The sequence below is a fragment of the Streptomyces sp. NPDC101178 genome (assembly GCF_044767965.1).
GTDB lineage: Bacteria > Actinomycetota > Actinomycetes > Streptomycetales > Streptomycetaceae > Streptomyces.
The window spans coordinates 25,486-48,852 of the sequence record NZ_JBIWOZ010000015.1 but is presented as its reverse complement, the minus strand read 5'-3'; the positions used below and the strand labels follow the sequence as shown (position 1 = coordinate 48,852).

Here is a 23,367-nt window from a genome sequence, read left to right as displayed (position 1 = left end):
CGAATCCCGACCGTTCGAGGAGAGCGAGGAGAGCAAGGTGACCTCATCATGAGCACAGCAGAGCGGCACGCCGACGGGTCCGGCGAGCAGGTGGGTGCGCTGGTCGCCCGTGCCTCGCAGCAGATCTCAGATCGCCCGGGCCGGCGCCCCGCCCCTGAACAGACCATCGACAGCGTCAAGGCCGATCTGGCCGAGGTCAAGGAGAAGGCTCACCGATGAACGACGAATCGCAGAACCAGATGGGTACCCCGACCCCCGAGGAGCTGCGCGAGCAGGTCGCGCGCACGCGCGCCGAACTCGGGCAGACCGCGGAGGCGCCGGCGGCCAAGGCCGACATCAAGGCTCAGGCGAAGGCGAAGACCGAGGCGGTCAAGGAACAGGCCGCGGAGAAGACCGCGGCGGTCAAGGAACAAGCCGCCGAGAAGACCGCGGCGGTCAAGGAACAAGCCGCCGAGAAGACCGCGGCGGCCTCCGCTCAGCTCCGTGAGAAGACGGAGCAGGCCGCTCAGACGGTGAAGGACAGGACGCCGGACGCGGTGCTGGAGAAGACCGCGCAGGCCGCGGCGCAGGTACGCGAGAGCGCGGCCCAGGCCAAGCGGTACGCGGCGGAGAAGACGCCCGACCCGCTGCTGGAGAAGGCGGACCGGGCCGCGACGGCCGCCCGCGCCAACCGCACCCCGCTCATCGCGGGCGGTGCGCTGCTGGTCGCCTTCCTGCTGATCCGCCGCAGCCGGGGGCGTAACCGATGAAGGCGTCCAAGATCGCCTACAAGCCGGTCGGTCTCGCCCTGGGCGCGGTCAGCGGCTTGATCGCGGGCGCCGCGTTCAAGCAGGCGTGGAAGCTCATCGAAGGCGAGGGCGACGCCCCCGACGCGCTGGACGAGGACCGTCCGTGGCGGCAGATACTCCTGGCCGCCGCCGTACAGGGCGCGATCTTCGCGGTGGTCAAGGCCACGGTCGAACGCTCCGGCGCCCAGGCGACCCGGCGCGTCACGGGCACCTGGCCGGCGTGACCCGCCGCGGTGCCGGCCCGCGCGGACGGGCCGGCACCGCCCGGGCAGGGGGCGGGGGTCAGGCGCTGACCATCTGGAGGGGCACCTCGACGACGCCGTACGCGACGAGTCCGCAGACCGCGGCCGCCCCCAGCGACAGCGCACGCTCCTTGTGGTCCCGGGCCATCAGCAGCGGGATCAGGACGAACAGCGCCAGGCAGGCGTACGCCTCCGGCAGGTAGCCGAGGTCCAGGGCGTACATCAGGCCCTCCATTCCCCAGAGACCGGCGAACGCGCCCAGGCTCACGACGCGGCGCCGCACGTACCGGCCCCTGCGCCACCACCAGCCCGCCGCACCGAACAAAGGGCCGGCGACGAGAGCCAGCCCGAGCCACACCAGCGGGAAGAAGAGGCTTCCCGCCCCGTCGCGCCCGAACTCGGCGCACCCGTAGTACCCGGCCACCAGTCCGGCCTCCGCGACCGCGCCGCCCAACACGGCCTGGACGAGCCGCTCGTGCCGGTACAGCACCGCGCCGACGACGAAGGCGGCGGCGGACCAGACCGCACCGGAGTTGGCGAGCTGCTGCCACGTGTCCGGCAGCCACCCCTGGGCCAGGTTGGTGAGCACACCGAGAAGCAGCCCGCCGCCGGCCGCCACCGCGGCTCGGCCGCCCCGGGCACGCGTGCCGCCGCTCGTCGGCATGGCGGTCGGGGCGCTCGAGCGGCCCGGGATGGTGCTGGTGGTCATCGTCGTCTCCATGCTCAGGGCTTCGGAGTTCGCGACTATACACCGGACGTATACACGGCATGTATAACCGCAGCGGATCCTGCGCCGCCCGACGCCTCCGTCCCTACCCCCACCGCGGCCGTGACGGTCCGTGCGGCAGAGTGGGTGCATGTCCCCGTACGAGACGATGTCGTTCCACCTGGAGACCGAGCGGCTGGTCCTGCGGCCGTGGGCCGAGTCGGACGCCGCCGACTTCAGCGCCCTCCTCTCCGAACGCGGCAACGGCACCCCCACCCTTGAGCGCGCCCGGACGTCCATCGGGGAGCTGCTCGCCGCGACGGCGAGGACGGGGATCGCTCTGCTGCCCGTCCAGCGGCGCGACGAAGGCGACTTCATCGGATACTGCGGGCTGATCATCGGCCGCTCCACCCTGGAAGAGCCCGAGATCGCGTACGAGTTGTGCCGGCGCGCGCACGGGCGCGGCTACGCCACCGAGGCGGCCGGCGCGGTGGTCGGCGCCGCCGTGGCGACCGGGCGGAAACGGCTCTGGTCGACCGTCGGCACGTGGAACACACCGTCGCTCCGCGTCCTGGAGAAGCTCGGGTTCGAGCGGGACCGCGTCTCCACGGAGGAGAGCGGCGAAGTGGCCTGCCTCACGCGCTCGTTGCCGTGACACGGAACCACTCCCCCGGGGCTTCGGACTCACCCGGGAACCGTCAGGGCCCGGCACGGCAACCGTCGGGGTCCGGTACGCGAAAGGAAGGCAAGGGCATGGCACTGCGCGTTCTCGTCGTCGGTGGCGGGCTGATGGGGGCGGCTGCCGCGTGGCGGCTGTCCGTACGCGGTCACCAGGTCACCGTGCTCGAACGGTTCGGGCCGGGACACGACCGCGGCAGCTCGTACGGCAGCTCCCGGATCTTCCGGCTGGCGTACGCGGAGCCCTCGTACACGGAACTGGCGCTCCGTGCGCTGCCTCTGTGGCGGCGGCTGGAGGAGGAGAGCGGGCAGCCGGTGCTGACGCTCACCGGGGCCGTCGACCACGGCCTGCCCGCCGCGGTGGACCGGCTGGCCGACGTGCTCGCCGGTGCGGGACGGGCCGCGCGGCGGATGTCCCCGGCGGAGGTGGCCGAGCGGTGGCCGGGGCTGCGGGCCGACACGGCCGCGCTCCACCACCCGGACGCCGGCCGGGTGCACGCCGACGACGCCGTGTCCGCGCTCCTGAAGGCGGCCGGGCAGCGGGGCGCGGAGGTGCGGCACGGGGTGCGCGTGACGGAGATCCGGCACACCACTCGCACCGGAGGCGGGGTCACCGTGGTCACGGACGCCGACGAGGCGCTGACGGCGGACGCGGTCGTGGTCGCCGTGGGCGGCTGGGCGCCCGGCTTCCTTCCCGGCCTGGTGAGCGGCCTGCCGCCGATGCGCGTCACCCAGGAGCAGCCGGTGCACTTCCCGGTCCCGGACGCGCTGGAGTGGCCGTCGTTCATCCACCACCCGGGGGCCGGCTGGCAGGTGCCGGGCGGACTGTACGGGCTCGGCAGCGCGGACGGCGTCAAGATCGGCCTGCACGGTGTCGGGCCCCTCGTGGACCCCGACCGCCGCGACCGTACGCCGGACACGGCGGCCGTCGAACGCCTCCGCGCCTACGCCGAGGAGTGGCTGCCCGGAGTCGCCGGCACCGAGCCGACCCCTCTCACCTGCCTGTACACCACGACTCCCGACGAGGACTTCGTCATCGACCGGCAGGGTCCGGTCACGGTGCTGGCAGGCTTCTCGGGGCACGGCTTCAAGTTCGGACCGGCCATCGGCGACCTCGCCGCCGACCTGGTCGCGGGCCGCCCGGCCATCGCCCGGTTCGCCCTCGGCCGGACGGCAACGGCGCGCTGAGACCGCACCGGCCCCGGCGCGCCAAGCCGGACGGCAACGGCGTGCTGAAGCCGGACGGTCGCGGTGCCCTGGGGCCGGTGGTCAGGCCCCAGGGCACCGAAGTCGCTGTCCGGGCCGGTCAGTCGGCCCGGGTGTCGTCCTCCGGAGGACGACGTACCTCCTCACGGTCCTTCTCCAGCCGCTCGTCGAGCTTCCTCTCGTCCGGGCGGCGGGGCATGCCACGGCTGTGGCCGGTGTCGGCGTCGCCCTCGACCTCTTCGTTCGACTTGTGGTGGTGGTGAGCCATCGGTCACTCCTTGTCGTCCGTGGGGTTGCTGTCCGTGCGGATCGTGCAGTGGAGGGAGTCGTCCTTCACATCGGCGACGATCGTGTCGCCGGGTTCGGCCTCGCCGCCGAGGAGCAGGGAGGCGACGCGGTTGTCGAGCTCCGTCTGGATCGTGCGGCGCAGCGGGCGGGCGCCGAACTCCGGCTGATAGCCGTGGGCGACGAGGAGCTTCTTCGCCGTCTCGGTGACCTCCAGCGTCAGGCCCTGCGCGTGGACGCGGTGCTTGCTGCGGTCCAGCAGGTGCTCGACGATCTCGGACAGGTCGTCCTCGGTGAGACTGTGGAAGACGATGATGTCGTCGATGCGGTTGAGGAACTCCGGCAGGAACCGCCCCCGCAGGTCCTCCATCAACTCGTCCTTGAGCTCGGCGGCGTCGCCCTGGTGGGCGAGGATGCGGTGGGCGCCGATGTTGGACGTCATGATGACGACGCAGTGGCGGAAGTCGACCGTGCGGCCCTGGCCGTCCGTGAGCCGGCCGTCGTCGAGGATCTGGAGCAGCGTGTTGAAGACGTCGGGGTGTGCCTTCTCCACCTCGTCGAAGAGCACCACGCTGTACGGGTTGCGCCGCACCTTCTCGGTGAGCTGGCCCGCCTCGTCGTAACCGACGTATCCGGGCGGCGCTCCGACGAGCCGGGCGACCGTGTGCTTCTCCTGGAACTCGCTCATGTCGAACCGGATCATGCGGTCGTCGGCGCCGAACAGCAGCTCGGCCAGCGTCTTGGCCAGCTCGGTCTTGCCGACGCCGGTGGGGCCGAGGAAGAGGAACGAGCCGACGGGCCGGTTCGGGTCGCCCATGCCGGCGCGGTTGCGGCGTACGGCTTCGGAGACCGCGGTGACGGCCTCCTCCTGGCCGACGATCCGGGCGTGCATCTCCTCCTCCAGCTTGAGGAGCCTCTCCTTCTCGCCGGCGGTGAGCTGGGAGACCGGGATCCCGGTGCGGCGGGAGACGATGTCGGCGATGTCGGAGGCCGTCACCGAGACGACGCCCTCGCGGCGCTCCTCGATGCCCGCCAGCTCGCCCTCGGTCTCGGCGATCTGCTCCTTGAGCTCCTTGGCCCGCTCGAACTCCTCCGCCGCCACCGCCTGGTCCTTCTCCCGGCGCAGCTTGGCGAGGCGGTCCTCCCGGCTGACGACCTCGGTGGAGCGGTTGGCGCTGCGCAGCCGTACACGGGCACCGGCCTGGTCCATCAGGTCGATGGCCTTGTCGGGCAGGAACCGGTCGGAGATGTAGCGGTCGGACAGTTCGGCGGCCGCCGTCAGGGCCCCGTCGGCGAAGCGGACCTGGTGGTGGGCCTCGTACGCGTCCCGCAGTCCTTCGAGGATCTGTACGGTCTCCTCGACGGTGGGCTCCGGGATCAGGACGGGCTGGAAACGGCGCTCCAGGGCGGCGTCCTTCTCGATGTGCTTGCGGTACTCGTCGATCGTTGTCGCGCCGACCACGTGGAGCTCGCCACGGGCCAGGGCCGGCTTGAGCATGTTGCCCGCGTCCATCGACCCCTCGCCGGTCGCGCCCGCTCCGACGACGGTGTGGAGTTCGTCGATGAAGAGGATGATCTCCCCCTCGGCCTCCTGCACATCCTCGATGACCTTCTTCAGCCGCTCCTCGAACTGGCCGCGGTACTGGGCTCCGGCCACCATGCCGGACAGGTCCAGCGAGACGACCCGCTTGTCCTTGAGGGTGTCGGGCACCTCGCCCGCGACGATGCTCTGGGCCAGCCCCTCCACGATGGCGGTCTTGCCGACGCCCGGTTCGCCGATGAGCACGGGGTTGTTCTTGGAGCGCCGCGACAGGATCTCGATGGTCTGCTCGATCTCCTCGGCCCGGCCGACCACGGGGTCGAGCCTGCCGGCCTTCGCCTCCTCGGTCAGGTCCCTGCCGAACTCGTCGAGGGTCTCGGACGGCTGCCTGCCACCGGCCGGAGCCCCGTTCCCACCGGACGCCCGGCCCGTAGCTCCGCGCAGCTCCGCGACGTCCAGGTCCTCGGAGCGCAGGAACCGGGAGGCGCCGGAGTCGGCGTCGGCGAGAAGCGCGCCGAGGATGTGCTCGGGGCCGATGTACGAGACCTCCGCCGCCTGCGACCTGGCATGGGCGAGGGCGAGGGTCCGCTTGGCAGCCGGGGTCAGGCCCGGCTCGGCGGACGGCTCCTGCGATTCGCGGGGCAGCACCTCGGCGATCCGGCCACCGAGCCGTTCGGGATCGACCCCGGCCTGGGCCAGCAGCCGCCGGGTGGGCTCGACCTGGGTGGCGGCCCACAGGAGGTGCTCCGTATCGAGGTCGGACGTACCGTCCTGGACCGCTCTACGGGCCGCGGCGTCCAGGAGTTCACGCGAGGGCTCCGAGAGGAGACGTCCGATGGGCACGCGCTGCACGGCCGGGGGCGACGAGGCCGGCGACATACCGAAGAATCGATTCAGCAGTTCGCTGAAGGGGTCCGGCGAACCGGAGGGAGAACCGAATGCCATCGACATGCCAGCTCCAGATGAGCGAATGGGGTCCCATCCACTCAAACCCGATGCCCTCGGGTCCGCAAACGGTACGGCCGGGCGGAGCCGGGCCTCCCTCGTGGACGGCGGACCCCGGGGAGCAGCCCCTCAGTACAGCCCTGACCCCCGCCGCGTAAGGCGCGAGGGGCCGCCCTCGGGCGGGCCGTCCGAAACACGGGCGCCCCTCGGCAGGACGCCGCCAGGCCGGACGCCCCCGGCCGGTCAGCCCCCCGGCACGTAATGCTGGGGAAGTCCCCGCCGCTCCTCCGGCGGCAGGTTGCGTGCGGGCGTCTCCACCGGGCCCGTCGCCGGCCGTCCCCGCTCGCGGTCCCAGCCCGCACGGGCGCGCGGGTGGAAGCGGTACCGCTCGGGAACGCACCGCCAGACGTGGTGCAGCAGCCGTCCGAGCCCGGCCAGCAGCCGTTCGTCGCGGGGCGTCCAGCGCAGCCCGAGGCGCTCCCGTACGGCCTGCGGATACAGACCGATCGTCATCCACAGCGTCAGCCGTACGAGCGGGATCCGGGCGACGGCCCACAGGGGCGACGGCAGCCACCGCAGGAGAGGCGGCCGGGCGAGGCGGCGCATGTTCAGGACGTCCCGGGTCGGCCGGTTGTCCTCCAGGACGTCGGCGCACATGTGGTCCCAGTACCGCTGGAACTCCTCCCAGCTGCCGGGGACGGGCCTCATGGACAGGCCGTACAGCGCGTACCAGCGGACGTGCTCCTCGTAGAGCGTGTGCCGCTGGGCCTCCGTGAGGCCGCCGCCGAAGCGCTCGGCCACCTGCACGGTGAGCATGAAGAACGTGGCGTGCGCCCAGTAGAACGTCGCCGGGTCGAGCGCGTGGTACGGACGGCCGCGCTCGTCGACCCCGCTGATCGACGCGTGGTAGCCGCGCACTTCACGGGCCGTACGGGCGGCGAGCGGGCCGTCGTACACGACTCCGCCGATCGGGTACAGCGAGCGGAAGAGGCGCTCCCACCGCTCCTCGAAGAAGCGCGAGTGCTCGGCGACGCCCGCGCCCAGTCCGGGGTGCATGTTCTGCATCGAACCGGCCCACGGAGCGAGGAGGAGACCTCTCCAGTCGCCGAACCAGCGCCAGGTGAGCGAGTCGGGGCCGAGAGGTTCGACGGTTCCCCGCCCGGCCGGGTCATGAGCTGATGGTTCCACGTGCGCCTCCATTCTGAGGACACCTGTCATCACATCGAAAGGTAGAATGTGAGGACGGCTGTCGTCAATGGGCCGGAAGGCAACAGAGCTGAGAGGAAGGCGAGTTGGCCGAGCGGAGCTGGGGCGGGACCAAGCTCGCCGATCGTCGCGCGGCCCGCCGGACGATCCTGCTGGACACCGCCGAGCGGCTGGCCGGCGAGGAGGGATGCGCGGCCGTCACGGTCCGGTCCGTCTGCCGGCAGGCGCGCCTCACGGACCGCTATTTCTACGAGAGCTTCGCCGGCCGCGACGACCTGCTCCTCGCCGCCTTCGAACGGGTCGCCGACGAGGCCAGGAGGGCTCTGGAGGAAGCCGTGGCGCTCAGCGACCCGCAGCCGGAGGTCCGGGCCCGGGCAGCCGTCGCCGCCTTCGTCGCCTTGGTCCTGGACGCCCCGCACAAGGGCCGCCTCCTGCTCCTGGAGCCTTTCGCCGACCCGGCTCTCGGCGCGCACAGCCACCGGTTGATGCCGGTCTTCACCGACCTCGTCGGCGGCCAGCTCGCCGGTACGGGAGACGGCATCGACCGCCGGATGGCCGCGCACGCGCTGGTCGGCGGCCTGGCGAGTCTCTTCGCGGGGTGGCTGCACGGCACGCTCGACGTACCACGTGAGCGGCTGGAGGCGCACTGCGTGGAGCTGGTGCTCGCGGCGACATCGGCCCGGACCTGAGGCGTGTCCGGCGGATCTCGACCTGGCCCACGACGCCCGGCACGGCCTGTCCGGCCCTGATCCGCCGGACACACCCCGGGCCAGCGGCACGGGCTCCTCACCGTCACACAGAACGAACACAGTGAAAGAACGTTCAACAACCTTCTCAACCGCTTTCTCCCTCCGTACGGTTGGGGACCCATGAGTCCCCCCATCGCACCTGTGGGCTGGAGCCGCTGGCTGGTTCCGCCCGCCGCTCTCTCGATCCACCTCTCCATCGGCCAGGCCTACGCCTGGTCCGTGTTCAAACCCCCACTGGAGGACGCGCTCGGCCTGAGCGGCACACAGAGCGCGCTCCCCTTCCAACTCGGCATCGTCATGCTCGGCCTCTCCGCGGCCTTCGGCGGCACGCTCGTCGAGCGCCGCGGGCCGCGCTGGGCCATGACGGTCGCCCTCGTCTGCTTCTCCTCCGGCTTCCTGCTCTCCGCGCTGGGCGCCGCGACCGGGCAGTTCTGGCTGATCGTGTTCGGCTACGGCTTCGTCGGCGGCATCGGCCTCGGCATCGGATACATCTCGCCGGTCTCGACGCTCATCAAGTGGTTCCCCGACCGGCCCGGCATGGCCACCGGCATCGCCATCATGGGCTTCGGCGGTGGCGCCCTGATCGCCTCACCCTGGTCGGCGCAGATGCTGGAGTCCTTCGGCAGCGACACCTCCGGCATCGCGCTGGCCTTCCTCGTCCACGGACTGAGTTACGCCGTATTCATGCTGCTCGGCGTCCTGCTGGTCCGCGTGCCGCGCCCGCGCACCGAGGAGCGGCAGACCGGCCACACCACGGCCGCGGGCGGCCCCCGGGTCTCCGCGCGCCAGGCGCTGCGTACTCCGCAGTTCTGGCTGTTGTGGGTGGTGCTCTGCACGAACGTGACGGCCGGTATCGGCATCCTGGAGAAGGCCGCGCCGATGATCTCGGACTTCTTCGCGGACACCTCGGCCCCGGTATCGGCCACCGCCGCCGCCGGTTTCGTCGCTCTGCTCTCCGCTGCCAACATGGCCGGGCGCATCGGCTGGTCCTCCACCTCCGACCTGATCGGGCGGAAGAACATCTACCGCGTCTACCTCGGCGCGGGCGTGCTCATGTACGCGCTCATCGCGCTGGTGGGCAGCTCCTCCAAGCCACTGTTCGTCCTGTGCGCGCTGGTCATCCTCTCCTTCTACGGCGGCGGCTTCGCCACGATCCCGGCCTACCTGAAGGACCTGTTCGGCACGTATCAGGTCGGGGCGATCCACGGACGGCTGCTCACCGCCTGGTCCACCGCGGGTGTTCTGGGACCGCTGATCGTGAACTGGATCGCCGACCGGCAGGAGGAGGCCGGGAAGCACGGCGCGGAGCTGTACGGCACGTCGCTGCTCATCATGATGGCCCTGCTCGCGGTCGGCTTCGTGGCCAACGAACTGGTCCGGCCGGTCCACCCGTCCCACCACCTCGACGCCGTACCGGCGCAGAAGGGAGCCTCCGATGTCCGGCAGCAGCAGTCCGAATCCGCCTGAGGTGAGGAACCGGCGGCCGCTGATCGTCCTCACCTGGCTGTGGGTGGGCGCACCGCTCGCGTACGGCCTGTACGAGCTGTTCCGTAAGGCCACCCAGCTGTTCACCGGCTGACCCCGAGACGCCCGCCCCCTGGCTCAGAGGGCGGGCGTCGTGGCCGGATCAGCCCACCAGGTCCGGGGCGCGCAACATCGCCGACGGGATGCCCCAGGCGTCGACGAACTCGCCGGCGAGGGGCCGGACCTTGCGGCAGAGGTCGTTGACCTCGCGGCTGATCGCCTTGGAACGCTGGGTGGTCAGCCGGCCGTGCTCCATGAACCAGGCCCGGTCCGCCTCGATCGTGGAGAGGGCGAACAGGTCGCACAGCAGCCCGAGCGCCACCTTGTTGCCGCCTTCGGGCAGCGTACGCATCTTCTCGATGAACGCCTCCAGCACCAGCCGCTCCATGTGCGCGTGGGCGACGGCGATGACGTGGTCCTGGACCTGGGAGAAGACGGCGCCGGGATCTCGCTTCTGGTCGATGCCGCGCTTGAGCCTGCGGGCCACACCGGCGAGCATGTGCTCCTCGCGGTAGCGGAGCATGGCGAGCTGGTACTCGGAGTCGAGCAGCCCGGCCTCCTGGTCCCACTCGTCGCCGCCCGGCAGCAGATCCCGTACGCGTTCGAGCAGCTTGTGGGCCGAGGTCTTCTCGATGACCGTCTCGACGGCGAGGCCGGTGACGTACCGGACCATGCCGAGCTGGTCCAGGTCCTCGAACTCGCTGGCGTAGTCGGTGAGCAGGCCCTTGGCGACGAGCTGGAGCAGGACGTGGTTGTCGCCCTCGAACGTCGTGAAGATGTCGCTGTCGGCCTTGAGCGCGGCGAACCGGTTGACGGCGAGATAGCCGGCGCCGCCGCACGCCTCGCGGCACTCCTGGATCGTGCGGGTGGCGTGCCAGGTGCCGAGCGCCTTGGTCCCGGCGGCCCGCGCCTCCAGCCGCCGGCGGGCCTGCGGGTCGTCCTCCAGGCCGGAGAAGACGTTGTGCAGTTGCGTCCGCAGGACGTCCTGGGCGAAGTGCAGCGCGTACGTACGGGCGATGAGCGGGAGCAGCCGGCGCTGGTGGAGGCCGTAGTCCAGGAGCAGCTGCTCCTCCCCCTCGGCCCCCGCCGCGAACTGCCGGCGCCGCAGCGCGTACTTGGTGGCGACGGCGAGCGCGACCTTGGCTGTGTTGACCCCGGCGCCACCGACGCTGACCCGGCCCTGGACCAGGGTGCCGAGCATGGTGAAGAAGCGGCGGTCGGGGTTGTCGATGGTGCTCTCGTAGACGCCTTCCGGAGTGACGTCGGCGAAGCGGTTGAGCAGCGCCTCACGCGGCACCCGCACGCCGTCGAACCGGATGCGTCCGTTGTCCACGCCGTTGAGGCCCATCTTGCGGCCGTCGTCCTCGATGTGGACGCCGGGCGCCGCCTCACCGCCGGTCCGGATCGGTACGACGAAGGCGTGCACGCCCTCGGACTCCCCGCCGACCTCCAGCTGCGCGAAGACGACGGCGAGCTCGCCGTGGCGGGCCGCGTTGCCGATGTAGTCCTTGCGTGCCTGGTCGCCCTCGGTGGTGATGACGAATTCCTGGGCGTCCGCGTCGTACCGCGCGACCGTGCCGAGCGCCTGCACGTTGGAGCCGTGCCCGGTCTCGGTCATCGCGAAGCAGCCCATCAGCTTCCCGGTGATGAGGTCGGGCAGATAGGCGTCGTGGTGACGCTCGGTGCCCAGGTGCAGGATCGCACCGCCGAAGAGCCCGAACTGAACGCCGACCTTCACCAGCACCGACAGATCGCCGAAGGCGAGCGTCTCGAAGGCGGCGATCGATGCCCCGACATCACCGCCCCCGCCGTACTGCTTCGGAAAGCCCATGCCGGTCTGCCCCGTCGCGGCCATCTCGACCACGAGCTCGCGCACCCGCTCGCGGAACGCGTCGATGGGGAGCTCGTCGGCCTCCTCCAGGACGGAGGCGTACGTCACCAGGTTGGTGCGGACCAGGTCACGGATCCCGGCGTACTCGCCGTCCAGGACCTCGGTGAGGGCCCGGACGTCGAGTTCAGGCTGCACGTATCCGACGGGAGCGGTGAGTGTTCTGTCAGTGCTCATAGCCTTTCGCTACCCCGACCGGCAGCGATCACGCGGTACCTCACGCCGCGCCGTCGAGGACCTCACGCAGACGGCGGGCGAACTCGTCCGGCTTTCCGGGATAGCCGAATTCTCCGTCGAGGAATCCGCCGTGATGGCTCGGGAACACGGTCACCCGCTGTCCGAGCAGTTCGGCGGTCGCGTCGGAGGTACGCCCGGTCTGCACGGCCCGCGACTCCTCGCCCACGGCGATCACCACGCGGGTCGCGGCACGGCCGATCGCGTCGGCGTCCGGCCGGTGGTCGCTGATCGCCCAGGACCGGTCGGAGAGCAGCGGGTCCTCACGCGATCCGTCGTCCTCCGTGGGCATCCCGAACGCGGCCGGATCGGCCTCCGGCTGAGCGAAGTACGCCTCGGTGAACTCGCCCTCCCAGGAGGTCATGGCCACGAAAGCGGCCATTCCGGCCCCCCAGCCCCGCTTCTCGTACGTGTCCCGGAGGGCGGCACGGGCCCGTACGGCGGCGGGCCCGTCCGGCGTGAGGGTGATCAGCGGCGGCTCGTGGGCGACCAGGACGGTCACATCGCCGGGGTGCCGGGCCACGAGCGCGAGCGCGGTGACCGCGCCGCCGCTGCTGGCGAACATCTCGACCGGGCCCGCGCCGAGCGCCTCGATCAGGGCGTGCAGGTCGTCGGCCTGGGTCTCGGGGGTGTGGTCGGTCCGTCCGTCCTTGCGGGTGCTGCGGCCGAGCCCGCGCGGATCGTAGGTGACCAGGGTGCGCTCCGGGAAGCGGGCCGCGAGCGCGGCGAATCCGGAGGCGTCCATGGGCTGCCCGATCATGAGCAGCGGCGGGCGCCCGTCGGCGGCGGGCAGCGGCCCGCGTACGTCGTACACGAGGTCGGCGCCGGGGGTGCTGAGCGTGTGAGTCTTCATACCCGGGCAGACCGCCGCCGCCGCCGGAACTCATCGGTTCGGAGCGGAATTCACCGGCCGCCCGGGCGGGCGTGCACGCTGACGGCGTAGCCGCACTCCGGTACGTACGGCTCACCGCTCCACGTCGCGTGCCGCTGCCGCAGGACCAGCCCGGCCCGCTCGCACCACGCGTCGAACTCCGCGAGTCCGAACGGCGCCTCGGGCAGCGGCAGGTGCGCCGCGTCCAGGCCCATGCCCGTGACCAGCAGACCACCGGGCCGCAGCACGGCGGCCAGCTGTCCGATGACGGCGGCCTCGGTGCCCGCGGCCAGGAGCGGGACGACGTTGCCGGCGGCGAGCACCAGGTCGTAGCCGGGTTCCAGGCCGAGCGTGTCCGTACGGGCGAGGTCGCCGAGGAGCCACTCCTGCTCGGGTGCGTCGCGGCGGGCGACGGCGAGCATCGAGGCGTCGATGTCGACGCCGGTGCAGCGGTATCCCAGCTCGGCGAGGCGGACCGCGATCCGCCCGGTGCCGCAGCCGGCGTCGAGGACCCGGGCGCCGGGCTCGGCGAGCGCGGCGCAGAACGCCGCCTCGCCGTGGACGTCGTGGCCCGATGCGGCGAGGTCCGCGAACCGCCGGGCGTACCGCTCTCCGGCCTGCCCGCCGGTCAGTTCCGCCCAGCGGTCCCGGTTCCCGGTCATGTCAGCGTGTCCTCCGGTCGGCCCGGTTCGCGGTGGCGCTCACCGCCGTCTTCACCAGGGCCCGCACCTGCCGCACGATATCCGAGCGGTTGCGCTCGAAGCCGGGGTCGGTGACCGCGCCGGTCGCCGGGTTCTCGTTGCCCGGACCGAACTGCAGGACCGGCGTGTGCAGATGGCCGCCCGGCAGCTTCGGGAGACCCAGCCGGTCGCGCAGGAGCGTGGCCCGGTAGGCGGTCTCGTTGGAGAGGTAGTCGCCGCCGCCCCCGGCCCGCGCGGCCGAGCCCGGCGTGGGCCCGTCCGGCCTGGTCACCGGCTGGGTGGCGCCCGCCGGGATCTCGGTGACCTCGGTGTTGTCGTACACCGGGAAGCGGCCGGTGTCGGCTTCGGTGAGCTGGCGGTACGGGAGGGTCGTGGAGGTCCACTGCGGCTGCGAGGCGGGATCGGTGACGGGGACGAGGCCCGTACGGGACAGGTTCTCGTTGTCGGCGAAGCCACCGCGCCAGGCGCCGTTGGTGCGCTCCACGTCGAAGCGGCCCTGGCGGCCCTGGCTGATGGTGGTGAACACGTCCAGGTGCGGCAGATGCCGGGCGAGCGCCCGCTCGACGGCCCCTTCGGCGAAGTCCGTCCACCGCACCGGGAAGACGACGGCCTCGATCCGGGCCGGCCCGTCGGCGGTGTGCACGAGGGTGCCGTCCAGGGCGAGTGCGCTCGCGCCGGAGGGGTTGCCGATGCGGACGTCCCGGTCCAGCGTGAACGGGTCGAAGCCGGTGACGAGGACCCGCTTCACCTGAGGGCCGGCGTCCTTCCCGCGCGGGTGACGGCCTGGAAGGCGGACGTCGTCCTGGCCGCGCGAGGAGGTCTCCAGGGCGGTGTGCAGGGCCTTGCGCCGCTGGTCGCCGAGGTCGAACCGGGGTGTCCACGCGCGCAGTTCGCGGCTGAGCGCGAGCCGCGCCCAGTACAGCGGCCGGTCGTCGCCGCGGCTCAGGTCGCCCGTGGCGGGTCCGCGCCCTTGAGCACGGTCCACGGCCCGCTGCCACAGCGCCGAGCCGTGCCGGGTCACCGTGCGTTCCGCCTGCGCGTAGCTGCGCGATCCCTCCAGGGCGCGGGCGAAGCCCGGAGCGAGGACGTCGAATCCGCTGCGCCGCAGGATCTCCTGCGGCACTGCCCGCTCCAGGCGCTGCTCCTCGACGGTGGGCTGCGCGGTGGCACGGGCGGCGTCGGGCGGGGACGCGGTGGCGGGCAGCGCGGAGCCCGCGAGGACGAGCAGAAGAGTTACGCCACCGATGCCGAGCCGGGTGGTGGCGGGGAAGTGGTGCGTCACGTGGGCCCTTCCGACGGAAACGGTTGGCCCGCAGTATCGCGGCCCCGCGGGAGGCAGCGCCATGGGGCCGGTCCTTCGGAGAGGGCCGCGAAACGTTCAGGTACAGGCTGGGCAGAGGCCGCGGTAGGTGATCTCCACCGCGCCGACGGTGAAGCCGAACCGCTCGGCCTCGGGCAGGTCGCCGAGCGCGTCGCCGTCCGGGTGGACGTCGCGGACCGTGCCGCAGCCGGAGCAGACCAGGTGCTGGTGGGGGTTGCGCGCGTTCGGGTCGTAGCGCTTGGCACGGCCGACGGTGGAGACCTCCAGCACCTCGCCTAGCGCGACGAGCTCGCCCAGCGTGTTGTAGACCGTCGCCCGGGAGATCTCGGGCAGCCGTGCGGCGGCCCGCACATGCACCTCGTCCGCCGTGAGGTGCACATGGTCGCCGTCGAGGACCTCCGCGACGACACGCCGCTGCGAGGTCAGTCGCCAGCCACGGCCCCGCAGCCGCTGAAGGAGGTCGCTCATCTCGTCTCACCTGCTCCGGTTCGCGGAGGGACGGACAGTCCCCTGAAGAGTTCCCGTGGTGCCATGCCCCGGGTCGGTACGTTTTTAGTGTGCTTCTTGACTTGGACGAAGTCCATCGTAGGATCGATACCGGCGACATCCAAGAGACAGGAAGACTCCGGCTACGGCAGCAGAGACACACGACAGGACACCGCCGCCTCCATCGCGCGGCACCGCCCGTCGGCCGGGCACCGCCCTCGTCGTATCGCCCGGGACCGTACGGCCCGGTGATCCGCGAGGCGTACGTACGGCCCACGGCGAGGTCCTGGCTCACAGCGTGCCCCTCCTGCACGGCTCGAATCCTCCTCCCCCGTTCAGCGCCCCCACCACCCTCCGGGGCCGGAAGGATCACCCATGACCGAGAACAACGAGTCACACGTCTTCGACCCCGTCGTCCCGGATTCGCCCGAGACGGCCGTCCCGGAGGTGCCCGAGGCGCAGGCGAGCGGCTGCCCCGTGGCCCACGGCCGCGCCCCGCACCCGACCCAGGGCGGCGGGAACCGCCAGTGGTGGCCGGACCGCCTCAACCTGAAGATCCTCGCCAAGAACCCCGCCGTGGCGAACCCGCTCGGTGAGGAGTTCGACTACGCGTCCGCGTTCCAGGCGCTCGACCTGCCCGCGGTGAAACGGGACATCGCCGAGGTGCTCACCACCTCTCAGGACTGGTGGCCGGCCGACTTCGGCAACTACGGGCCGCTGATGATCCGGATGGCCTGGCACAGCGCCGGCACGTACCGCATCAGCGACGGCCGCGGCGGCGCGGGCGCCGGTCAGCAGCGGTTCGCCCCGCTGAACAGCTGGCCGGACAACGGCAACCTGGACAAGGCCCGCCGTCTGCTGTGGCCGGTCAAGAAGAAGTACGGCCAGGCGCTGTCCTGGGCCGACCTGCTGATCCTCACCGGCAACGTCGCCCTGGAGACCATGGGCTTCGAGACCTTCGGCTTCGCCGGCGGCCGCGAGGACGTCTGGGAGTCGGAGGAGGACGTCTACTGGGGCCCGGAGACCACTTGGCTGGACGACGAGCGCTACACGGGCGACCGTGAGCTGGAGAGCCCGCTCGGCGCGGTCCAGATGGGCCTGATCTACGTCAACCCCGAGGGCCCCAACGGCAACCCGGACCCGATCGCGGCCGCCCGCGACATCCGCGAGACCTTCCGCCGGATGGCGATGAACGACGAGGAGACCGTCGCCCTCATCGCCGGCGGCCACACCTTCGGCAAGACCCACGGCGCGGGTCCGGCCGAAAGCGTCGGCGCGGACCCCGAGGGCGCCCCGCTGGAGGAGCAGGGCCTCGGCTGGCGCAGCTCGTACAAGTCGGGCAAGGGCGGCGACGCCATCACCAGCGGTCTGGAGGTGACCTGGACCAGCACGCCGACGCAGTGGGGCAACGAGTTCTTCCACAACCTCTTCGCGTACGAGTACGAGCTGACCGAGTCCCCGGCCGGCGCGAAGCAGTGGGTCGCCAAGGACGCCGAGGCGACCATCCCGCACGCGCACGACGCGTCGAAGAAGCAGAAGCCGCAGATGCTCACCACCGACCTGTCGCTGCGCTTCGACCCGGCGTACGAGCAGATCTCGCGCCGCTTCCACGAGAACCCGGAGGAGTTCGCGGACGCCTTCGCCCGTGCCTGGTACAAGCTGACGCACCGCGACATGGGCCCGATCCAGCGCTACCTGGGCCCGGAGGTGCCCGCCGAGGTGCTGCTGTGGCAGGACCCGCTGCCCGCGCGCACCGAGGAGCCGCTGGACGCCGCGGAGATCGCCGCGCTCAAGGAGCAGGTGCTCGCCACGGACCTGACGGTGGCGCAGCTGGTCTCGGCCGCCTGGGCCTCGGCCGCGTCCTTCCGCGGCAGCGACAAGCGCGGCGGCGCCAACGGCGCCCGGATCCGCCTGGAGCCGCAGCGCGGCTGGGAGGCGAACGACCCGGACGAGCTGGCCCAGGTCCTGCGCACCCTGGAAGGCATCCAGCAGTCCTTCGACGCCAAGGGCGGCAAGAAGGTCTCGCTGGCCGACCTGATCGTCCTCGCGGGCAACGCGGCCGTCGAGCAGGCGGCCAAGGACGCCGGCGTCGCGGTGGAGGTGCCCTTCACCGGCGGCCGGGTCGATGCCACGCAGGAGCAGACGGACATCGAGTCCTTCGCCGCGCTGGAGCCCGCGTACGACGGCTTCCGCAACTACGTCGGCAAGGCCGCCCGCCTGCCCGCCGAGTACCTGCTCCTCGACCGCGCCAACCTGCTGACGCTGAGCGCCCCGGAGACCACCGTCCTGGTCGGCGGCCTGCGCGTGCTGGGCGCCAACACCGGCGGCTCGACCCACGGCGTCCTCACCGACCGCCCGGGCACGCTGACCAACGACTTCTTCGTGAACCTGCTCGACCTGGGCATCACCTGGAAGTCGACGTCGTCGGCACAGGACGAGTTCGAGGCCCGCGACGCGAACGGCCAGGTCAAGTGGACCGGCACCCGCGCCGACCTGGTCTTCGGCTCCAACTCCGAACTCCGCGCCCTCGCCGAGGTCTACGCGAGCGACGACGCCCGCCAGAAGTTCGTGACGGACTTCGTCGCCGCCTGGACCAAGGTGATGGACCTGGACCGCTTCGACCTGGTCTGATCACAGCGACCGCGGGGGCCGGTGCGTACGCGCACCGGCCCCCGCGGCCCGTTGCCGGGGCGTTCGAGCGGCTACGCCGGTACCGCCGGGAACACGACCAGCGAGCCGTCCCGGTCATGAGCCATCTCGATCGCCACGTCAGTGGGGCGATCCCCGACTCCAGTTCGTCGAGGCGCTGTTGGTCCCGCTTGAGAGCACGGGTGAAGCTCTCGGACAGATTGTCCGGGCCGCTCTGAGCATGCTCGATGGCCTGCTGGCGCCTCTGGTCGGCATGCGAGGAGGACAGCCGATTCCCGCTCTTGCGGGCCGGACCGCAGCGCCCGGGCAATCGAAGATCCGTCAGGCCAGGCGCTCGTCCCGCCCCTTCAGACCGAACCTCGCTCCGGAGGGCCCCCCACCACCGTGAGCAGGTCCACGACGAAGATCAGCGTCGAGCCCGCCGGGATCAGCGCAGAGGGTGACTGCTTGCCGTAGCCGAGCCGCGGGGGAACGATGATCTCCCGTCGGCCGCCGGCCTTCATGCCCCTCACTCCCCGGTCCCAGCCCTTGATGGCCCTGCCGCCGCCCACGGCGAACTTGAACGGCCGGTCCTGCTCCCAGGAGGAGTCGAACTCCTTCCCTGAGGCGAACGTCACCCCTACGTAGTGGACCTGGACGACCCTGCCCGGCCGCGCCTCGGGCCCGTCCCCCACCACCAGGTCCCGGATCGTCAGTTCGGCGGGCGCATCCCCCTCCGGAACCTCGATCACGGGTTTCGTCAGTTCGCTCATCACGGCCCCATCGCTCACCACCGGCCTCCCTCGTACGAGGCCGACCGGCCCCATGGACCTTCCATGCGGCAGATGGTCACGCTACGCGGAAGTCTCCGTTCACCGTTCCGCCCGGTGTCCCGCCAACCCAGAAAGCTCAACCGCACCTGCCGCTCCGGATTGCCCTTGTTCGTATCCACCAGCCTCCGTCAGGAAAAGAGTCCCGAGGCGATCGGCAGGGTCATGGGAAGTATCCGTCCCCCTCGGAAAGACCGATCTTGCAAGGCGGGACACAACCCGGCACAGCATTGACGCGCTCCTCAGCACGGTCGGTACTGCGGCGAAGGCGTGGGCGTCTTCACAGCTGGGCACTATTCACAGCGACGAGGGGGTGCCGTGATCGAGAGCACAAGCGAGCACGAGAAGACTGTCGAGCTCATCGGTCTTCGGATGAAGGAGTACGAGTCCTTACGGTCCGAGGTGGTCCAGAGGATCGGGGCCCGACAACAACTGGCCGGATACGCCGGTGCGGCCACAGCCATCGCGGCAACGCTCGGCAGTGGTCTCGGGATCTGGCGCATCCTTGTGGTCGGTCTCGTGATCCTGATCGCCTACCTGTATCTGCGGGACAGCAACGACGGAATTCAGAGGCTGGGGAAACACCTGCGGCTCATCGAGAACGACGTGAACGAATTGGCTCGCAGCGTCTACGGGCGCGACATCCTCGCCTGGGAGTCCAGAAGGCAGACCGAGCGGAACGGCGAGAAGAGGTTCTGGAAGGCCCTCGGGCGCTTCGGTGGCTGGCACCGAGATGAACCACAGGAAGGGGTGCCTGAACCACGCGGAGAATCCGAAGGGTAGAGCGGCCCTCGAACTGCGCCTCGAAGCAGGCAGGTTGTGTGTTCGCCCCGCTCTGAACAGTGGTTCCATCAGCTCAGCGGCCGTGCCTATCATGCTGCCCATGAGCCAGTTGCTGAACCTCGAAACACCGGATCACGCACGCTCGGTGCGGCTGCGAACGGAACGAGGTGTCTTTGCCGCCCTGGATGTCCCACCCGCTGGACACGCCCCCGTGCGGGAAACGGCTCTGCTCGTACCCGGCTTCATGGGCAGCAAAGAGGATTTCCTTCCCATGCTGTCCGCACTGAGCGCCGACGGCGTCCGTGTAGTAGCTCTGGACTGCCGAGGTCAGTACGAGACGGGTGACGCCTCTCCGGCGCCCTCGTACTCCCGAGAAGACCTGGCCGGCGATCTGGTGGCCGTCACCCGTTCCCTGGGCGTCGGCCCGGTGCATCTGCTGGGACATTCGTACGGCGGAAGTCTCGTCCGCGCGGCGGTCATCGCGACCCAAGGGGACCCCTCTCTCTGGGCATCGGTCACTCTGATGAACTTCGGCCCCGGTCCGGTCTCTTCCTGGCAGCGGGAACGCCTGCACCTGCTGCTCTCCGTCGTGGAATCGATGCCCCCGGCCGAGATCTGGCCATTCGTACGGAATAAGGACGAGTCCGTGCCCGAGGACGTCGCACGCTTCCTGGAGAATCGGTGGCTGCGCAACAGGCCGAGCCAGTTGGCGGCCGTCGCGCAGCACATGCTGGACGAGACGGACACCACGGCTGAGCTGGCCCGAATGGCGGTTCCCATGTCAGTGATCTCCGGCACCCCCGACGAGACGTGGGATCCCGACGGAGTTGAGCAAATGGCCCGTCAACTGGGAGCCATTTTCGTCCGGATCGATGGCGGCGGACACTCCCCCAATGTTCACACCCCCGATGAAGTGGCTTCCGCCCTCCTTGCTTTCTGGCTCACGCGGCACGGCGCGGCAGCCGTCTGACATCGCGTGGTGACGGATCGCAGCCTCATCTGCCCGGCACCCCACCCGCCGCTCGGCATCTGCAGCCAGGAAAGTCGGCGGCCGACGACCATGCGACTGTGGAGTCCTTGAGCCCTTTCCAACCTCACGCTGACGCGTGGTGAAGGACAAGAACAGCCTGGATAATCGCGGTGATGCGGTTGGTGCTGCAGCGGAGTTTCCGTACGAGGCGCCAGGCTTCTCCGCCGATCGTCCTCGTGGGGCGCGCGATGGGTTCCCCGCCATGATCGGACCTGGAACCTTCACCTGGCCGACGACTCCGATACCGACCGAACGGCTCGTGCTCCGCGCGTCCGAGGCCCGCGACCGTACGGCCTTCGTCGAACTGTTCGCCTCGCCCGAGGTGGGCACCTACATCGGCGGCGCCCGGACTCGCGACGAACTTGAACGCGCGATGCCCGAAGTGCCCGGCCGACGCCCCGGCTGTTTCGTGGTCGAACTCGACGGAACGATGATCGGCATGATCACGCTCGACCCCCGCGGCACCGAACGCCGGGGACACGTCCGCCCAGAGGCCGGAGAGACCGAACTCGGGCACCTGTTCCTGCCCGAGGCGTGGGGACACGGGTACGCCTTCAAGGCGTGCGCGGCGGCACTCAACTGGTTCACCGGCGCACGGCCCGGCGAACCCGTGGTGCTCTCCACCCGGAGCACCAACCACCGAGCGATGCGCCTCGCGGCGAGACTGGCTTCACCGAGGTCGAAGGGTTCGAGGAGTACGGCGCCGAGCAGTGGATCGGCGTGCGCGCCTCGGACATCAGCGAGGAAGCCCGCGCCAACCGGAAACTGCTGGGCACCGTGCTCACGGCCGCAGGGCTGGTGAACTACCCCACAAAGTGGTGGCACCGGTCCTTCGGGGACCGCTACTGGGCCTTGCTCACGGGAAAGCCCGCGGCCCTCTACTGTCCCAAGGAGCTCGACTCGCGCAACTGACCGACCAGACGTCCTGTTCCGGCCCGGGCAGCGTACCGACGGCGAGCCGTCCGCCCTGGCCCGGCAAGAGGAATTGTCACGACTTGTGGATGAAGAGTGGTTACCTGCCCGCAGGCGAAGGGACTTGAGTCTCCCGTAGGGGGAGACACGAAGGTGGGGACATGAACGGCGACACGCTCTACTCGATCGGTGAACTTGCTCGACGGACCGGTCTCACGGTCAAGACCATTCGGTTCTACTCCGATCGCGGAATCGTGGCGCCGACCGACCGCAGCCCGGCTGGCTACCGCCTCTACAGCATCGACGCCGTCGCACGCCTGGACCTCGTGCGCACCCTGCGCGAGCTGGGACTGGACCTTCCCACGATCCGAAAGGCAGTGGACCGTGAGCTCTCGCTTCCGGAGGTCGCCGCAGCGCATACCGAAGCACTGACGGTGCAGATCCGCGTCCTGCGCCTGCGGCGCGCGGTGCTGACGGCGGTGGCCGAGCGCGGGTCCACACCTGAGGAGACGGAACGCATGCACCAGCTGGCCCGGCTTTCCGAGGACGAACGCAGCCGTCTGACGGGCGATTTCCTCGACGCCGTCTTCGGCGGTCTTGACGCCGCCCCCACCTTTGCGGGGGTCATGCGCTCGATCACCCCCGAGTTGCCCCGTAACCCGAAGACAGAGCAGGTCCAGGCGTGGGTGGAGCTGGCCGAAATGTCCCTGGACCCGGGTTTCCGCGCCGTCGTGCGGCGGATGGCCGAGGACCAGGCGGCCGAGCAGGCCCGAAGCGGCGCGACGGTCCCGCGCCGCGACATCACCGCAGCCGTCCGTGACCAGGCCGGCCCGGCCGTGACCGCCGGCATCGACCCGGACTCGCCCCAGGCTCATCCGATCGTCGCGCAGTTCACGGCGCACTACGCGCACCTCCTCGGCCGCCCCGACGACGTCGAGCTTCGCCGCCGGCTGGCGACTCGGCTGGAGAGAGTGAACGAACCGCGCTGGCGGCGGTACCTCCAGCTGCTCGCGGTGGTCAACGGCTGGCCGGCCCCGGAGAGCCTGGCTCCGGTGTTCGACTGGTCCGTCCAGGCTCTGCGCGCCCGGACACGGCGATGACGGGGCGGTCACAAGGCGGCATGGGGCGGATGCGGCCGGTGTCGGGGGAAAACGCCGCCCCATATCATCGGCTGATGAGTGCCCCGGTCGTACTTCAGGTGGCCGCGTCACCGGTCTACAAGCTCATGTTCTGGAGCGCCGCCAACATCACCTTGGCAGTGATGATTGGCGCAGCCTTCCTTTGGCGTCACCAACGCTCTCGATCGTGACCGCCCCCACACTGGCCGCCATGTCCTCGAGCGTCCTCTCGTGGCCGGTCCGTCGGAGTCTGACCCGAACCCACGCATGACTGGGTTCGGGGGCGGATAGCGAGGTAGCGTTCGAATGCCTCGCGGGCGTCGGGGACGAACGCATCGTGCCGAACCAACTCTTCGAGCTCGTGTTCCGTCAGCCAGTCGTACCAGGCAATCTCTTCGGGGTCCGGCTTGATCGGTTCGTCCACAACGACTTCGTGCAGCCCAAGCCAGTACGGGCTGATGGCGCCGGTGCACCGGAACTTGAACACGAACCTTGGACAGGTCCGGATCCCTATTTCCCCCTCCAACTCCCTTTTAGCGGCCTGTTCATAGGTCTCGGCAACCTCCACTGCACCGCCAAGCATCCAATTGAAGTGGCCCGGAAATCGCGATGTGCCCTCAGTACGGCGATGCACAAGCGTGCGCCCTTCGGGGTCACGGCACACGATCGTGGCAACGCGGTGCAACCATCCCTCCC

General features: G+C 70.7%; 23 protein-coding genes and 2 pseudogenes. 13 read left to right on the top strand and 12 right to left on the bottom strand.

All coding sequences use genetic code 11. From position 1 onward, the window contains the following. The first annotated feature begins 48 nt into the window (after positions 1–48). From ACIRR8_RS30995 to ACIRR8_RS30985, 3 genes are read left to right on the top strand one after another with little or no spacing between them, the layout of a single operon-like run. A complete protein-coding gene (locus ACIRR8_RS30995; RefSeq protein ID WP_404071080.1) occupies positions 49–219 on the top strand; it encodes a hypothetical protein in 171 nt (56 codons plus the stop codon). Then, positions 216–749 (top strand): DUF3618 domain-containing protein, encoded by a 534-nt coding sequence (locus ACIRR8_RS30990; RefSeq protein ID WP_404071078.1) that lies wholly within the window; start codon positions 216–218, stop codon positions 747–749. The genes ACIRR8_RS30995 and ACIRR8_RS30990 overlap by 4 nt, the downstream gene beginning before the upstream one ends. Beyond that, entirely contained in the window at positions 746–1,012 is a 267-nt protein-coding gene (locus tag ACIRR8_RS30985) for a DUF4235 domain-containing protein (RefSeq protein ID WP_404071076.1), read from the top strand. The genes ACIRR8_RS30990 and ACIRR8_RS30985 overlap by 4 nt, the downstream gene beginning before the upstream one ends. A gap of 58 nt (positions 1,013–1,070) precedes the next feature. On the opposite strand, the gene ACIRR8_RS30980 is transcribed toward ACIRR8_RS30985, so the two are convergent. Next, complete coding sequence (locus ACIRR8_RS30980) at positions 1,071–1,739, bottom strand: DUF6518 family protein (RefSeq protein ID WP_404071074.1); 669 nt, start codon at positions 1,737–1,739, stop codon at positions 1,071–1,073. A gap of 148 nt (positions 1,740–1,887) precedes the next feature. Here ACIRR8_RS30980 and ACIRR8_RS30975 point away from each other — a divergent pair, with 148 nt between their 5' ends. Beyond that, positions 1,888–2,391, top strand: coding sequence for a GNAT family N-acetyltransferase (locus tag ACIRR8_RS30975; protein ID WP_404071072.1), 504 nt, complete (start codon positions 1,888–1,890; stop codon positions 2,389–2,391). Between the two features lie 98 nt (positions 2,392–2,489). Beyond that, positions 2,490–3,602 (top strand): FAD-dependent oxidoreductase, encoded by a 1,113-nt coding sequence (locus tag ACIRR8_RS30970; protein WP_404071070.1) that lies wholly within the window; start codon positions 2,490–2,492, stop codon positions 3,600–3,602. Between the two features lie 118 nt (positions 3,603–3,720). On the opposite strand, the gene ACIRR8_RS30965 is transcribed toward ACIRR8_RS30970, so the two are convergent. The 3 genes from ACIRR8_RS30965 to ACIRR8_RS30955 all read right to left on the bottom strand — a co-directional run bounded on the left by ACIRR8_RS30965 (position 3,721) and on the right by ACIRR8_RS30955 (position 7,590). Then, positions 3,721–3,888, bottom strand: coding sequence for a hypothetical protein (locus ACIRR8_RS30965; protein ID WP_404071068.1), 168 nt, complete (start codon positions 3,886–3,888; stop codon positions 3,721–3,723). 3 nt (positions 3,889–3,891) lie between these two features. Next, entirely contained in the window at positions 3,892–6,396 is a 2,505-nt protein-coding gene (locus tag ACIRR8_RS30960) for an ATP-dependent Clp protease ATP-binding subunit (RefSeq protein WP_404071066.1), read from the bottom strand. Positions 6,397–6,633: 237 nt separating this feature from the next. Then, entirely contained in the window at positions 6,634–7,590 is a 957-nt protein-coding gene (locus tag ACIRR8_RS30955) for an oxygenase MpaB family protein (RefSeq protein WP_404071236.1), read from the bottom strand. Positions 7,591–7,682: 92 nt separating this feature from the next. On the opposite strand from ACIRR8_RS30955, the gene ACIRR8_RS30950 reads away from it, so the two are divergent. From ACIRR8_RS30950 to ACIRR8_RS30940, 3 genes are all read left to right on the top strand, one after another. Beyond that, entirely contained in the window at positions 7,683–8,285 is a 603-nt protein-coding gene (locus ACIRR8_RS30950; protein WP_404071064.1) for a TetR/AcrR family transcriptional regulator, read from the top strand. A 180-nt stretch (positions 8,286–8,465) separates the two neighbouring features. Then, positions 8,466–9,812 carry an OFA family MFS transporter gene (locus tag ACIRR8_RS30945; RefSeq protein ID WP_404071062.1) on the top strand — a complete coding sequence of 449 codons (1,347 nt, stop codon included), beginning with the start codon at positions 8,466–8,468 and terminating at the stop codon, positions 9,810–9,812. Next, positions 9,781–9,924: a hypothetical protein gene (locus ACIRR8_RS30940; protein WP_404071060.1), complete on the top strand. Its 144-nt coding sequence runs from the start codon at positions 9,781–9,783 to the stop codon at positions 9,922–9,924. Before ACIRR8_RS30945 ends, ACIRR8_RS30940 begins: the two co-directional genes overlap by 32 nt. Before the next feature lie 48 nt (positions 9,925–9,972). Here ACIRR8_RS30940 and ACIRR8_RS30935 read toward each other — a convergent pair whose 3' ends face one another. The 5 genes from ACIRR8_RS30935 to ACIRR8_RS30915 all read right to left on the bottom strand — a co-directional run bounded on the left by ACIRR8_RS30935 (position 9,973) and on the right by ACIRR8_RS30915 (position 15,352). Then, positions 9,973–11,934, bottom strand: a complete 1,962-nt coding sequence (locus ACIRR8_RS30935; protein WP_404071058.1) for an acyl-CoA dehydrogenase — start codon at positions 11,932–11,934, stop codon at positions 9,973–9,975. A 40-nt stretch (positions 11,935–11,974) separates the two neighbouring features. Beyond that, a complete protein-coding gene (locus tag ACIRR8_RS30930) occupies positions 11,975–12,844 on the bottom strand; it encodes an alpha/beta fold hydrolase (RefSeq protein ID WP_404071056.1) in 870 nt (289 codons plus the stop codon). A gap of 50 nt (positions 12,845–12,894) precedes the next feature. Continuing rightward, positions 12,895–13,524, bottom strand: coding sequence for a class I SAM-dependent methyltransferase (locus ACIRR8_RS30925; RefSeq protein WP_404071054.1), 630 nt, complete (start codon positions 13,522–13,524; stop codon positions 12,895–12,897). Position 13,525: 1 nt separating this feature from the next. Beyond that, positions 13,526–14,845 carry a pyroglutamyl peptidase gene (locus tag ACIRR8_RS30920; protein WP_404071052.1) on the bottom strand — a complete coding sequence of 440 codons (1,320 nt, stop codon included), beginning with the start codon at positions 14,843–14,845 and terminating at the stop codon, positions 13,526–13,528. A gap of 96 nt (positions 14,846–14,941) precedes the next feature. Further along, positions 14,942–15,352 (bottom strand): Fur family transcriptional regulator, encoded by a 411-nt coding sequence (locus ACIRR8_RS30915; protein WP_356751007.1) that lies wholly within the window; start codon positions 15,350–15,352, stop codon positions 14,942–14,944. 393 nt (positions 15,353–15,745) lie between these two features. Between ACIRR8_RS30915 and katG the strand changes: the two genes are divergently transcribed. Further along, positions 15,746–18,001, top strand: a complete 2,256-nt coding sequence (gene katG / locus ACIRR8_RS30910; RefSeq protein ID WP_404071049.1) for a catalase/peroxidase HPI — start codon at positions 15,746–15,748, stop codon at positions 17,999–18,001. Between the two features lie 71 nt (positions 18,002–18,072). Here the strand turns inward: katG and ACIRR8_RS30905 are convergent. Continuing rightward, positions 18,073–18,254, bottom strand: a pseudogene (locus ACIRR8_RS30905) (hypothetical protein); the annotation flags it as partial. A gap of 112 nt (positions 18,255–18,366) precedes the next feature. Beyond that, positions 18,367–18,771 (bottom strand): FKBP-type peptidyl-prolyl cis-trans isomerase, encoded by a 405-nt coding sequence (locus ACIRR8_RS30900; protein ID WP_404071234.1) that lies wholly within the window; start codon positions 18,769–18,771, stop codon positions 18,367–18,369. 375 nt (positions 18,772–19,146) lie between these two features. Here ACIRR8_RS30900 and ACIRR8_RS30895 point away from each other — a divergent pair, with 375 nt between their 5' ends. From ACIRR8_RS30895 to ACIRR8_RS30880, 4 genes and pseudogenes are all read left to right on the top strand, one after another. Then, positions 19,147–19,611, top strand: coding sequence for a hypothetical protein (locus tag ACIRR8_RS30895; RefSeq protein WP_404071047.1), 465 nt, complete (start codon positions 19,147–19,149; stop codon positions 19,609–19,611). A 100-nt stretch (positions 19,612–19,711) separates the two neighbouring features. Next, complete coding sequence (locus tag ACIRR8_RS30890) at positions 19,712–20,581, top strand: alpha/beta fold hydrolase (RefSeq protein ID WP_404071045.1); 870 nt, start codon at positions 19,712–19,714, stop codon at positions 20,579–20,581. Positions 20,582–20,843: 262 nt separating this feature from the next. Beyond that, a pseudogene (locus ACIRR8_RS30885) lies at positions 20,844–21,553 on the top strand (GNAT family N-acetyltransferase). Positions 21,554–21,714: 161 nt separating this feature from the next. After that, positions 21,715–22,653, top strand: coding sequence for a MerR family transcriptional regulator (locus tag ACIRR8_RS30880; RefSeq protein WP_404071043.1), 939 nt, complete (start codon positions 21,715–21,717; stop codon positions 22,651–22,653). 187 nt (positions 22,654–22,840) lie between these two features. On the opposite strand, the gene ACIRR8_RS30875 is transcribed toward ACIRR8_RS30880, so the two are convergent. After that, complete coding sequence (locus tag ACIRR8_RS30875; RefSeq protein WP_404071232.1) at positions 22,841–23,305, bottom strand: NUDIX domain-containing protein; 465 nt, start codon at positions 23,303–23,305, stop codon at positions 22,841–22,843. Positions 23,306–23,367 lie beyond the last annotated feature (62 nt).